This window comes from Streptomyces sp. TOM-9, assembly GCF_056858595.1.
This window is the reverse complement of record NZ_JBXEQB010000001.1, coordinates 2,700,743-2,712,500: the sequence shown is the minus strand read 5'-3', so window position 1 is coordinate 2,712,500 and position 11,758 is coordinate 2,700,743. Positions and strand designations below refer to the sequence as shown.

The 11,758-nt window shown below is 71.7% G+C and carries 10 protein-coding genes and 2 rRNA genes (1 of these 12 only partly in view); 10 read left to right on the top strand and 2 right to left on the bottom strand.

Annotation, left to right across the window (positions count from 1 at the left end):
• From AC1VWI_RS12720 to AC1VWI_RS12705, 4 genes are all read left to right on the top strand, one after another.
• Window positions 1–1,545 (top strand): 23S ribosomal RNA (locus tag AC1VWI_RS12720); it begins 1,576 nt to the left of the window's first position.
• Between the two features lie 105 nt (window positions 1,546–1,650).
• Window positions 1,651–1,767: ribosomal RNA gene (rrf, locus tag AC1VWI_RS12715) — 5S ribosomal RNA — on the top strand.
• Between the two features lie 305 nt (window positions 1,768–2,072).
• Window positions 2,073–2,978 carry a hypothetical protein gene (locus AC1VWI_RS12710; RefSeq protein ID WP_499511096.1) on the top strand — a complete coding sequence of 302 codons (906 nt, stop codon included), beginning with the start codon at window positions 2,073–2,075 and terminating at the stop codon, window positions 2,976–2,978.
• A gap of 50 nt (window positions 2,979–3,028) precedes the next feature.
• A complete protein-coding gene (locus tag AC1VWI_RS12705) occupies window positions 3,029–3,910 on the top strand; it encodes a hypothetical protein (RefSeq protein WP_499516786.1) in 882 nt (293 codons plus the stop codon).
• 74 nt (window positions 3,911–3,984) lie between these two features.
• Here AC1VWI_RS12705 and AC1VWI_RS12700 read toward each other — a convergent pair whose 3' ends face one another.
• A complete protein-coding gene (locus AC1VWI_RS12700; protein WP_499511095.1) occupies window positions 3,985–5,268 on the bottom strand; it encodes a DUF1015 family protein in 1,284 nt (427 codons plus the stop codon).
• A 72-nt stretch (window positions 5,269–5,340) separates the two neighbouring features.
• Here AC1VWI_RS12700 and AC1VWI_RS12695 point away from each other — a divergent pair, with 72 nt between their 5' ends.
• Complete coding sequence (locus AC1VWI_RS12695) at window positions 5,341–6,363, top strand: HAD-IIA family hydrolase (protein WP_499511094.1); 1,023 nt, start codon at window positions 5,341–5,343, stop codon at window positions 6,361–6,363.
• Here AC1VWI_RS12695 and AC1VWI_RS12690 read toward each other — a convergent pair.
• A complete protein-coding gene (locus tag AC1VWI_RS12690; RefSeq protein ID WP_499511093.1) occupies window positions 6,360–6,707 on the bottom strand; it encodes a sterol-binding protein in 348 nt (115 codons plus the stop codon). The two genes, AC1VWI_RS12695 and AC1VWI_RS12690, sit on opposite strands and share 4 nt — an antisense overlap.
• Before the next feature lie 147 nt (window positions 6,708–6,854).
• Between AC1VWI_RS12690 and AC1VWI_RS12685 the strand changes: the two genes are divergently transcribed.
• Genes AC1VWI_RS12685 through recN form a run of 5 tightly spaced genes read left to right on the top strand, consistent with a single transcriptional unit; the run spans window position 6,855 to window position 11,605 of the window.
• Complete coding sequence (locus AC1VWI_RS12685) at window positions 6,855–7,811, top strand: histone (RefSeq protein ID WP_499511092.1); 957 nt, start codon at window positions 6,855–6,857, stop codon at window positions 7,809–7,811.
• Window positions 7,804–8,064 (top strand): hypothetical protein, encoded by a 261-nt coding sequence (locus AC1VWI_RS12680; protein ID WP_499511091.1) that lies wholly within the window; start codon window positions 7,804–7,806, stop codon window positions 8,062–8,064. Before AC1VWI_RS12685 ends, AC1VWI_RS12680 begins: the two co-directional genes overlap by 8 nt.
• 7 nt (window positions 8,065–8,071) lie before the next feature.
• Window positions 8,072–8,878, top strand: a complete 807-nt coding sequence (locus tag AC1VWI_RS12675) for a TlyA family RNA methyltransferase (protein ID WP_499511090.1) — start codon at window positions 8,072–8,074, stop codon at window positions 8,876–8,878.
• Entirely contained in the window at window positions 8,875–9,813 is a 939-nt protein-coding gene (locus AC1VWI_RS12670) for an NAD kinase (RefSeq protein WP_499511089.1), read from the top strand. Before AC1VWI_RS12675 ends, AC1VWI_RS12670 begins: the two co-directional genes overlap by 4 nt.
• A 49-nt stretch (window positions 9,814–9,862) precedes the next feature.
• On the top strand, window positions 9,863–11,605 hold the full coding sequence (recN, locus tag AC1VWI_RS12665; protein WP_499511088.1) for a DNA repair protein RecN: 1,743 nt from the start codon (window positions 9,863–9,865) through the stop codon (window positions 11,603–11,605).
• The last annotated feature ends 153 nt before the right edge of the window (window positions 11,606–11,758 follow it).

The window sequence follows — 11,758 nt, the reverse complement described above, 5'->3', positions numbered from 1 at the left end:
TCTCTTCGGAGTGATGGGGAGTGGTGGAGCCGCTGAACCTATCCAGTAGTAGGTGAGCGATGGGGTGACGCAGGAAGGTAGTCCAGCCCGGGCGGTGGTTGTCCCGGGGTAAGGGTGTAGGCCGAGTGGTAGGCAAATCCGCCACTCATGAGGCTGAGACCTGATGCCGAGCCGATTGTGGTGAAGTGGATGATCCTATGCTGTCGAGAAAAGCCTCTAGCGAGTTTCATGGCGGCCCGTACCCTAAACCGACTCAGGTGGTCAGGTAGAGAATACCGAGGCGTTCGGGTGAACTGTGGTTAAGGAACTCGGCAAAATGCCCCCGTAACTTCGGGAGAAGGGGGGCCATTGCTGGTGAGGGGACTTGCTCCCTGAGCTGGTGGTGGCCGCAGAGACCAGCGAGAAGCGACTGTTTACTAAAAACACAGGTCCGTGCGAAGCCGTAAGGCGATGTATACGGACTGACGCCTGCCCGGTGCTGGAACGTTAAGGGGACCGGTTAGCTCCATTTCGGTGGGGCGAAGCTGAGAACTTAAGCGCCAGTAAACGGCGGTGGTAACTATAACCATCCTAAGGTAGCGAAATTCCTTGTCGGGTAAGTTCCGACCTGCACGAATGGCGTAACGACTTCTCGACTGTCTCAACCACAGGCCCGGTGAAATTGCACTACGAGTAAAGATGCTCGTTTCGCGCAGCAGGACGGAAAGACCCCGGGACCTTTACTACAGCTTGATATTGGTGTTCGGTTCGGCTTGTGTAGGATAGGTGGGAGACTGTGAAGCAGTGGCGCCAGCCATTGTGGAGTCGTCGTTGAAATACCACTCTGGTCGTGCTGGATGTCTAACCTCGGTCCGTGATCCGGATCAGGGACAGTGTCTGGTGGGTAGTTTAACTGGGGCGGTTGCCTCCTAAAGAGTAACGGAGGCGCCCAAAGGTTCCCTCAGCCTGGTTGGCAATCAGGTGTTGAGTGTAAGTGCACAAGGGAGCTTGACTGTGAGACTGACGGGTCGAGCAGGTACGAAAGTAGGGACTAGTGATCCGGCGGTGGCTTGTGGAAGCGCCGTCGCTCAACGGATAAAAGGTACCCCGGGGATAACAGGCTGATCTTCCCCAAGAGTCCATATCGACGGGATGGTTTGGCACCTCGATGTCGGCTCGTCGCATCCTGGGGCTGGAGTCGGTCCCAAGGGTTGGGCTGTTCGCCCATTAAAGCGGTACGCGAGCTGGGTTTAGAACGTCGTGAGACAGTTCGGTCCCTATCCGCTGTGCGCGTAGGAGTCTTGAGAAGGGCTGTCCCTAGTACGAGAGGACCGGGACGGACGAACCTCTGGTGTGCCAGTTGTCCTGCCAAGGGCATGGCTGGTTGGCTACGTTCGGGAGGGATAACCGCTGAAAGCATCTAAGCGGGAAGCCTGCTTCGAGATGAGGACTCCCACCCCCTTGAGGGGTTAAGGCTCCCAGTAGACGACTGGGTTGATAGGCCGGATGTGGAAGCCCAGTAATGGGTGGAGCTGACCGGTACTAATAAGCCGAGGGCTTGTCCTCAGATGCTCGCGTCCACTGTTTGGTTCCCGGGTTGCGAACGGTCGCACCGGTTGAACCAGTCACTTAACTGAAAAGTGTGCTTGTTCGCCTAACACCCGATGGTGTTTCGGTGGTCATAGCGTTAGGGAAACGCCCGGTTACATTTCGAACCCGGAAGCTAAGCCTTTCAGCGCCGATGGTACTGCAGGGGGGACCCTGTGGGAGAGTAGGACGCCGCCGAACAATCTTTGTGGACCCTCGGTCCTGGCCAAAGCGCTGGGACCGGGGGTCCTTTTGTTTTTTAGCGTGGTGCACAGTTCGCGAACTGGTACGAGAGACTGGCACTACGGCAGCACAAACGACAGGAGTCACGTCGATGTCCAACTCGCCCGAGGAACGGCCTGATCGGCCTGAGCGGCGCGCTCCGCGCCAGGGCGGCGACCGGGGTGGATACCGCAGCGGCGGCCCCCGGCGCGAAGGCGACCGGGCCGGCGGCGGTTACCGCCGCGACGACCGGCCGCGTGGGCGGTCCGAGGACCGGGGTCGTGATGACCGGCGTGACGACCGCGGTGGGCCCCGTCGCGACGACCGGCCGCGCGATGACCGACGCGATGACCGTGGTGGGCCCCGTCGCGACGATCGCCCGCGGTACGACCGTCCCCGTGAGGATCGTCCCCGTGACGACCGGCCGCGCTATGACCGTCCGCGTGAGGACAGGCCCCGTGTGGACCGGCCGCGTGACGACCGCGGTGGGTTCCGTCGCGATGACCGCGGTGGGTTCCGCCGTGATGACCGTCCGCGCGAGGACAGGCCTCGTGTGGACCGGCCGCGTGACGACCGTGGTGGGTTCCGTCGTGACGACCGGCCGCGCTACGACCGTCCGCGTGAGGATCGTCCCCGTGACGACCGGCGCGATGACCGCGGTGGGTTCCGCCGTGATGACCGTCCCCGTGAGGACAGGCCTCGTGTGGACCGGCCGCGTGACGACCGGCGCGATGACCGTGGTGGGTTCCGTCGTGACGACCGGCCGCGCTACGACCGTCCCCGTGAGGACCGGCCTCGTGTGGACCGGCCGCGTGACGACCGGCGTGACGACCGTGGTGGGTTCCGTCGTGACGACCGGCCGCGCTATGACCGTCCGCGTGAGGATCGTCCCCGTGACGACCGGCGCGATGACCGTGGTGGGTTCCGTCGTGACGACCGGCCGCGCTATGACCGTCCCCGTGAGGACCGGCCGCGTGACGACCGGCGTGACGACCGGCCCCGTGGGCCGCGCCGGGACGACGACCGTGGCGGCTACCGTCGCGACGACCGTCGGGACGAGCGTCCCCGCGGCCCGCGTCGTGATGACGAGCGGGGCCAGGGCGGCGGTCGGCGGCCGTACGTGCAGGGGCGCGGGCGGTTCGAGAACACCCGGGGCCGTGACGAGCGCCGAGAGGAGCGGGAGCCGGTGAAGCGGCTGCCCATCCCGGACGACGTGACGGGTCAGGAGATCGACCCCAGCGTGCGTCAGGAGCTCATGAGCCTGCCGAAGACGCTCGCCGAGGACGTGGCGCGCAACCTCGTCATGGTGGCCCGGCTGCTGGACGAGGACCCGGACCTGGCCTACGGCTACTCCAGGGTCGCGCTGCGACTCGCGTCCCGTGTCGCCGCCGTCCGTGAGGCGGCCGGCTTCGCCTCGTACGCCACGGAGCGGTACGCCGAGGCGCTGGCCGAGTTCCGGGCCTGCCGGCGGATGACGGGCACGGTCGACCTGTGGCCGGTCATGGCGGACTGCGAGCGGGGCATGGGCCGCCCGGAGCGCGCGCTGGAGATGGCGGGCGCGCCGGAGGTGCACAAGCTGGACCGCGCGGGTCAGGTGGAGATGCGCCTGGTGGCCGCCGGTGCGCGGCGCGACATGGGCCAGAACGAGGCCGCCGTCGTCACCCTGCAGAGCCCGGAACTGGCGTCCAACGCCGTGCACCCGTGGACGGCGCGACTGCGCTACGCGTACGCCGACGCGCTGCTCGCGGCGGGCCGTGAGGACGAGGCCCGGGAGTGGTTCGCCAAGGCGCTGGAGGCCGACCAGAGCGGCAGCACGGACGCCTCCGACCGGCTGGCGCAGCTGGACGGCGTGGCCTTCGTGGACGCGCTGGACGAGGGCGCCGGGGCCGGCGCGCCCGTCACGGCGGACCGGGACGACGACCGCGACGACACCGACGACACCGACGCCGCCGCCGAGGACTCCGCGGACGCCGAGGCCTCCGACGACGAGGACCACGAGGACCACGAGGAGCACGAGGCCGGTGACGCCGGGGAGCCGGACGTCGACCTGACCGACGAGGCCGACCCGACGGCGTTCCTCGACGACCCGTTCAAGGAGCCCGCCAAGGGCACCGAGGACTGATCGCCGGAGCAACCGGAGCAAGGCGAAGGGCGGCATCCGCGTCACGCGGATGCCGCCCTTCGTGTTGTGCGGCTTCAGGCGGGCGTGCCGTCGAGTTCCAGGCTGCGCAGCACCAGGCCGGTCGCCGGCTTCGGGCCGAAGGAGGTCGACTTGCGGGGCATCGTCACGCCCTGCTTGGCGAGGTCGTGCACGACGCTCTCGCGCACCGGGTGGATGAGCACGGCCGTGCCGCCGTAATGCTCGGCGCGCTCGACCGCGGCCTGGGTGTCGTGGATGTAGTGGATGTGCTCGGGGGCGTCCGGCACTTCCCAGATCCGGTCCAGGAGCAGGCTGTGCAGCACCGTGGCGTCCAGCTGCCGCCATTCCTCGGGCCGGTCCCCGGGGATGGCCCGGTCGAGGGCCTCGGTGTCCGGCCGGTCCAGGAGGCGGAAGCGGCCGTCGCCGGTGAGCAGGAAGGCGTTGCCCTCGGCCGCCGCGGCCTCCAGGGCGGCCAGGGCCTCCGGGAGGGGGCCGGGCAGCTCCTGTACGCGGAAGGCGTGGCGGGCCGCCTCGACGGCCCGCGCGACGGGCAGTTGCGGCAGGACGCGGTGGATGGCGCGGACCCGCAGCGGGTAGCGGGCGGTGTCCACCAGCAGCACCAGGCCGTAGTCCCAGGGACTGGGGGCCTCGTGCTCGGCCTGCAGCAGCAGGTACGTGGCCCAGCGGTGGTGGCCGTCGGCGATGACGGCCTGGTGCCGGGACAGGTCGGCGTCGACCGCGGCGATCGCCCCCGGGTCGGTAATCGCCCACAGCCGGTGGTGGATGCCGTCCTCGGTCGTCGTGGCCAGCAAGGGCGGCTCCGCGACGGTGCGTTCGACGACCTCGGCCGCCTCCCCGTCATCGCCCCGGTACGCCAGCAGCAGCGGTTCGAGGTTGGCGGCCGTGGCACGCATGAGCGCCGCGCGGTCGGCGACCGGGCCGGGCATCACGTCCTCGTGCGGCAGGACGATCCGTTCCTCGGGCGGGGTCAGGCGCAGGGCACCGATGAGGCCGCGCTGCACCTGATCGCCCTCGCGCTGCTCGTACACGTACAGGGCGGGCTTGGGGTCGAGGGCCAGGACGCCCTCCTCCTGCCATTGGAACAGCGCCCATGCGGCCTTGCGGTGCCGGCCGTCCGGGGGCTCGGCGGTGGGCAGGATGAGCCGCACGACATTGTGCGGGTCGGCTGTCTCCAGGTGCCGCTGTTCCTCGGGCCGGACGACGACGTCGTACGGTGGCGAGGTGACCGCGGCCAGGCTGCCGACCCGCTCGGGGACGTAGCGGAGCGCGCGGAACGGCGCCAGCCGCAAGCCCCGTACAGCGGGTCCGGAATTGCTCATCCGGGCATGCTACGCGGGTCATGTCCGCGAAGTGTGCCGAGTGATCGACGACATACGAGGAGCGACCGCCCGATGACCCACAGGACCGGCCCGGCCGGCAGTGAAAGCCCCCTTGACCAGGCGTACGACACCGCCCTGCTCGACCTGGACGGAGTGGTCTATGCGGGTGGTGACGCGATCGTGCACGCCGTGGAGTCGCTCGGCTCGGCGCGGGCCCACGGCATGCGGCTGGCGTACGTCACCAACAACGCGGCCCGCACGCCGCGGACCGTCGCGGAGCACCTGACGCGGCTCGGCGTGCCGGCCGAGGCCGAAGAGGTCATCACCTCCGCCCAGGCGGTGGCCCGGCTGATCGCGGATCAGGTCCCGGAGGGCGCACGGGTGCTGGCGATCGGCGGCGAGGGGCTGGTGGAGGCGCTGCGTGAACGCGGGCTCCAGCCGGTCGCCTCGGCCGACGACGACCCCGCCGCGGTCGTGCAGGGCTACTCGCCCAAGGTCGGCTGGGAGCAGCTCGCGGAGGCGGCGTACGCGGTCAACCGCGGTGCGCCGTGGTTCGCGTCCAACACCGACCTGACCATCCCGACCGCCCGTGGCACGGCACCGGGGAACGGCGCGCTCGTCGAGGTCGTCCGGATCGCGACCGGTGGCGAACCGCAGGTCGCGGGCAAGCCGCTGCCGCCCATGCACCGGGAGACGGTCATCAGGACCGGCGCGCGACGGCCGCTGGTGGTCGGCGACCGGCTCGACACGGACATCGAGGGCGCCGACGCGGGCGGCGTCGACTCGCTGCTGGTGCTCACCGGGGTCACCACTCCCGCACTGCTGCTCGCCGCTCCGCCGCAGCACCGGCCCACCTACGTGGACGCCGACCTGCGCGGCCTGCTCACCCCGCAGCCCGAGGTCACGGACGCCGGTGCGGGCGCGTACCGCTGCGGGGGCTGGACCGCCTCGGCGGGCGACGGGGCGCTGCTGCTGGACGGCGACGGCGAGCCCATGGACGGGCTGCGGGCGCTGTGCGCGGCGGCCTGGACACGGGCCGGGGACGGCTCCTGCGACCTGGACGCGGAGAAGGCGCTGGACCGGCTGGGGCTCTAGAGGAGCTTGCGCAGCCGCAGCAGGTCGCGGAAGCCCGCCTCCAGCTTGACCCTGCCGCTGCCCCACGCCTTGGCGAAGTGCAGCTTGCCGTCGACGAGCGCGACGAGGTCGTCACCGGCCATGGTCAGCCTTATCTCGGCGCGCTCGGCCGGCGGGCCCTGCACGGTGACCACGTCCTGGATGCGGCCGTCCACCAGACGTCCCACGAAGGTGACGTCGAGATCGGTGATGCGGCAGCTCAGCGAGCGGTCGAGAGCGGCCGCGCTGCGCAGGTCGCCCTCGGTCCCGGCGAGGTTCTCGGACAGCCGCTCGAGCGCGCTGCGGCACTCCTCGATGGTCGCCATGGGCTGTGCTTCTCCCGTTCGGACGTGGCTCGTGCTGGTGTTGATCGACGGTACCGCAGGGGACCGTCGGGGAGACGCGGCGCCATAGGCGGTAGCGTCGTGACCGACGAAGTCTGGGGAACTGGCGAAGGCGAGGAGTGAGGGCGTATGCGGGACGCGTTGCGGACCTGTCTGCAGATCGCGGGCGGCCTGACCGAGGCCACCCGGCGACGGGCGGTCGGGGCGGCCAAGGAACTGCTCGACCAGACCGGGATAGACGTCGACGCGGTCCAGCGGAGCATCGGCGAGCGGATCCCGCCCGAGGTGCAGACGCTCGCGGACGAGCTGATGGCGTCCGGACGGGCCAACCGCGACCTGCTCGTGGGTCTCATCCGCGAGGAGATCGACAAGGCGATGAGCCGGGTCGGACGGCTCGCGGACGAGGTCACCAAGGTCGGCGTCGTCCTGGAGGCCTTGGAACGCCGCATCCGGAACCTGGAGGACGACGACCGGGAGCCGGCCGGGGCCGACATGACGGACGAGGAGCCGGACCCCGGTCTGTACGTGCCGCCGCGGCCGCCGGCGGAGCATGCGCCGGTCGCCAGGCCCGAGCCCGCGCCCGCGCCCGCGAAGAAGCCCACGGGGACGGGCGCTCCCGCCGCCACCCCGGTGGCGCGCAAGAACGCCGCGCCGGCGCAGCCTCCCGCCACGCCTGCGGCTCCTGTGGTTCCGGAGCCCGACATGGCCGCGGGCACGGCTGCCGTGCCGGTCGCGCGGAAGAACGCGGCCCCGGCGAAGGCGCCCGCGGCGAAGAAGGCGGCCCCCGCCAAGAAGACCGCCCCGGCCAAGAAGACCGCGGCGGTACCAGGCGCGGCTGCGGCTGCGCCCGCGAAGAAGGCGACGGCGGCCAAGAAGGCCACCCCCGCCAAGAAGACCGCCGCGGTGTCCGGCACCGCTGCCACCGCCCCCGCCAAGAAGGCGACGGCGGCCAAGAAGGCCACCCCCGCCAAGAAGGCGGCCCCGGCGAAGACCACGGCCGCGGCGAAGAAGGCCACCCCCGCGAAGAAGGCCACCCCCGCGAAGAGGGCGGCGGGCCGCACGCAGGAGGTGAAGGGACGTGACTGAGACCGGGCTCGAGGGCGTGGCACCCGCGCCCGCACCGGAGGCTGCGGTCCCGGCGGAGGCGGTCGCCGACGCGGGGCCGCGTCCGCTGGGGGTCGTGCTGGACGCCACGGGGAATACCGAGGTGGACGCCGTCCTTGTCCGCCTGCGGGATGCCGACCTGCTTCCCACCGAGGACCACGTCGAGGTGTACGAGGATGTACACCGTGGGCTGCGCGACACGCTCACAGGACTCGACGCCGACAACAGGAGCTGAACCTCACGTGGCACGACGCCGACTCGACGCCGAGCTGGTGCGCCGGAACCTGGCCCGCTCGCGGGAGCACGCCGGGCAGCTGATCACCGCCGGCCGGGTGACCGTGGGCGGGACGACCGCGACGAAGGCCGCCACGCAGGTGGAGACCAGCGCCGCGGTCGTCGTCGCCGATGACGCCTCGGACCCGGACTACGTCTCCCGCGGCGGCCACAAGCTGGCCGGGGCGCTGGCGGCGTTCGTGCCCCACGGGCTGCTCGTGGAGGGGCGCCGCGCGCTGGACGCCGGGGCGTCCACGGGCGGCTTCACCGACGTGCTGCTCCGCAACGGCGCGGCGCACGTCGTCGCCGTCGACGTCGGCTACGGGCAGCTCGCGTGGTCGCTGCAGAGTGATGAACGCGTCACCGTGAAGGACCGTACCAACGTCCGCGAGTTGACGCTCGAGCAGATCGACAACCAGCCGGTGGACCTTGTCGTCGGCGACCTGTCCTTCATCCCGCTCGGGCTCGTCCTGCCCGCCCTCGTACGCTGCGCCGCGCCCGACGCGGACCTGGTCCTGATGGTCAAGCCGCAGTTCGAGGTGGGCAAGGAGCGACTGGGCAGCGGCGGTGTCGTCCGCAGCCCTCAGCTGCGCGCCGATGCCGTACGACAGGTCGCCGGACAGGCGGCCGCACTGGGACTGGGGGTGCTGGGCGTGACCGCGAGCCCGTTGCCGGGACCGTCGGGGAATGTGGAGTACTTTCTGTGGCTGCGCGCCGGGGCGCCCGAACTGGACCCGGCGGATGTCGACCGTGCTGTGGCGGAGGGGCCCCGTTGAGCGAGACGCACGAGACGCACGAGGTGCACGGGACGTCCGGCCGCACCGTCTTCCTCCTCGCCCACACCGGGCGGCCGGCGGCCATCCGCAGTGCCGAGCGGGTGGTCCAGGGGCTGAAGCGCTGCAACATCGGCGTACGGGTGCTGGCCGAGGAGGCCGAGGACCTGACGCTGCCCGGGGACGGCGGGGTGCAGCGGGTGCAGGAGATCGGCCCGGAGACGGTCGCGGACTGCGAGCTGATCATCGTCCTGGGCGGTGACGGCACGCTGCTGCGCGGCGCGGAGTTCGCGCGTGCCTCCGGGGTGCCGATGCTCGGCGTCAACCTGGGCCGGGTCGGCTTCCTCGCGGAGGCCGAGCGCGACGACCTGGACAAGGTCGTCGACCGCGTGGTCACCCGCGACTACGAGGTCGAGGAGCGCATGACGATCGACGTCCTGGTGCGCAACGACGGCCAGGTCGTCCACACCGACTGGGCGCTGAACGAGGCGTCGGTGGAGAAGCAGGCGCGCGAGCGGCTGCTGGAGGTCGTCACGGAGGTGGACGGCCGTCCGGTCTCCCGCTTCGGCGGCGACGGGGTGGTGATGGCGACCCCGACCGGGTCGACCGCGTACGCCTTCTCGGCCGGCGGGCCGGTGGTCTGGCCCGAGGTGGAGGCGCTGCTGATGGTGCCGATCAGCGCGCACGCGCTTTTCGCGAAGCCGCTGGTGACCTCCCCGAAGTCGGTGCTGGCGGTGGAGGTGCAGCCGAAGACTCCGCACGGCGTGCTGTGGTGCGACGGGCGGCGCTCGGTGGACCTTCCGGCCGGGGCCCGGGTGGAGGTCCGGCGGGGCGCGGTGCCGGTGCGGCTGGCGCGGCTCCACCACGCCTCCTTCACGGACCGGCTGGTCGCGAAGTTCGCGCTGCCGGTGGCCGGCTGGCGGGGCGCGCCGCACTGAGATTGCCCTCAGGGGTGAGGCCCGTCGCGCGGCGGCCCGCAAACCTCGTATGGTCGTATCCGTGTTGGAGGAAATGCGGATCCGGTCGCTGGGAGTCATCGAGGACGCCGTGGTCGAGCTGTCGCCCGGCTTCACCGCGGTGACCGGCGAGACCGGCGCGGGCAAGACCATGGTCGTCACCAGTCTCGGGCTGCTGCTGGGCGGCCGTGCCGATCCCGGTCTGGTCCGGATCGGTACAAAATCGGCGTCGGTCGAGGGGCGGATCACGCTGGCGGCGGGCGCGCCCGCAGCCGTGCGGGCCGAGGAGGCGGGCGCCGAGCTGGACGACGGTGCGCTGCTCATCAGCCGTACCGTCTCGGCGGAGGGCCGCTCCAGGGCCTTCGTGGGCGGGCGCTCGGTCCCCGTGGGGCTGCTGGGCGAGCTCGCGGACGAGCTGGTCGCCGTGCACGGCCAGACCGACCAGCAGGGCCTGCTGCGGCCGGCCCGCCAGCGCGAGGCGCTTGACCGGTACGCGGGCGACGCCGTCGCCGTGCCGCTGGCCAAGTACGCGGGCGCCTACCGGCGGCTGCGCGAGGTCGCGGGCGAGCTGGACGAGCTGACCACCCGGGCCCGGGAGCGGGCCCAGGAGGCGGACCTCCTGCGCTTCGGCCTGGACGAGGTCGCCGCCGCGGAGCCGCTGCCCGGCGAGGACGCCGACCTGGCCGCCGAGGCCGAGCGGCTGGGCCACGCCGAGGCGCTCGCGTCGGCCGCGACCCAGGCGCACGCCGCGCTCGCGGGCAACCCTGAGGACCCCGAGGGCGTCGACGCGGGCATGCTCGTCGCCGGCGCCCAGCGCGCACTGGACGCCGTCCGCTCCCACGACCCGGCGCTGGCCGCGCTCTCGGACCGGATCGGCGAGATCGGCATCCTCCTCGGCGACGTCGCCGGCGAGCTCGCCGGGTACGCCGACGACCTGGACGCCGATCCCCGGCGCCTTGCGGTCGTGGAGGAGCGGCGGGCCGTCCTCGCCCACCTCACCCGCAAGTACGGGGAGTCCATCGACGCCGTCCTGGCGTGGGCCGAGCAGGGCGCGGCCCGGCTGGGCGAGCTGGAGGGCGACGACGAGCGGATCGGGGAGCTCACCGGGGAGCGCGACGCGCTGCACGCCGAGCTCGGCGACCTCGCCCAGGCCCTCACCGACGCCCGGGAGGAGGCGGCGGACCGTTTCGCCGCGGCCGTCACGGCGGAGCTCGCGCAGCTCGCCATGCCGCACGCCAGGGTCGGCGTCGCCCTCCGGCAGACGGAGGACGAGGAGGGCATCGAGGTCGGCGGCCGCCGGGTCGCCTTCGGCGCGACCGGCGCCGACGAGGTCGAGCTGCAGCTCGCACCCCACCCCGGCGCCCCGGCCCGGCCGATCGCCAAGGGTGCTTCCGGTGGTGAGCTGTCCCGGGTGATGCTCGCCGTCGAGGTCGTCTTCGCCGGTTCGGACCCGGTGCCGACGTACCTGTTCGACGAGGTCGACGCGGGCGTCGGCGGCAAGGCGGCGGTCGAGGTCGGCCGGCGCCTGGCGCGTCTGGCGCGGACCGCGCAGGTCGTGGTCGTCACGCACCTGCCCCAGGTGGCCGCGTTCGCTGACCGGCAGTTGCTGGTCGAGAAGACGAACGACGGGTCCGTGACGCGGAGCGGGGTGCGCGTGCTGGAGGGTGAGGAGCGGGTACGCGAGCTGTCGCGGATGCTCGCCGGCCTGGAGGACTCGGAGCTCGGGCGGGCGCACGCGGAGGAGTTGCTGGCCGCGGCCCGCGAAGCGCGCTGACGCGCGCCGGGCCCGGGGTGCGCGGCGTTCCGTCCTGCCGATGTGTTCGTGTGCCCAGCGGCCTGCCGGTTGCGGTCGTGGGCCCCGGGCCGAGTGCCGCGCTGGGGCGGTTTGCTGCCGGGAGGGCGTCCGGCCTTCGCCGCCGGGCGGATG

Excerpts from the sequence above, each read along its gene's own strand:
- AC1VWI_RS12710 (WP_499511096.1), top strand. The coding sequence starts at position 2,073 with ATGACCGGCGTGACGACCGCGGTGGGCCCCGTCGCGACGACCGGCCGC.
- AC1VWI_RS12700 (WP_499511095.1), bottom strand. The coding sequence starts at position 5,268 with ATGAGCAATTCCGGACCCGCTGTACGGGGCTTGCGGCTGGCGCCGTTC.
- AC1VWI_RS12695 (WP_499511094.1), top strand. The coding sequence starts at position 5,341 with ATGACCCACAGGACCGGCCCGGCCGGCAGTGAAAGCCCCCTTGACCAG.
- AC1VWI_RS12690 (WP_499511093.1), bottom strand. The coding sequence starts at position 6,707 with ATGGCGACCATCGAGGAGTGCCGCAGCGCGCTCGAGCGGCTGTCCGAG.
- AC1VWI_RS12685 (WP_499511092.1), top strand. The coding sequence starts at position 6,855 with ATGCGGGACGCGTTGCGGACCTGTCTGCAGATCGCGGGCGGCCTGACC.
- recN (WP_499511088.1), top strand. The coding sequence starts at position 9,863 with ATGGTCGTATCCGTGTTGGAGGAAATGCGGATCCGGTCGCTGGGAGTC.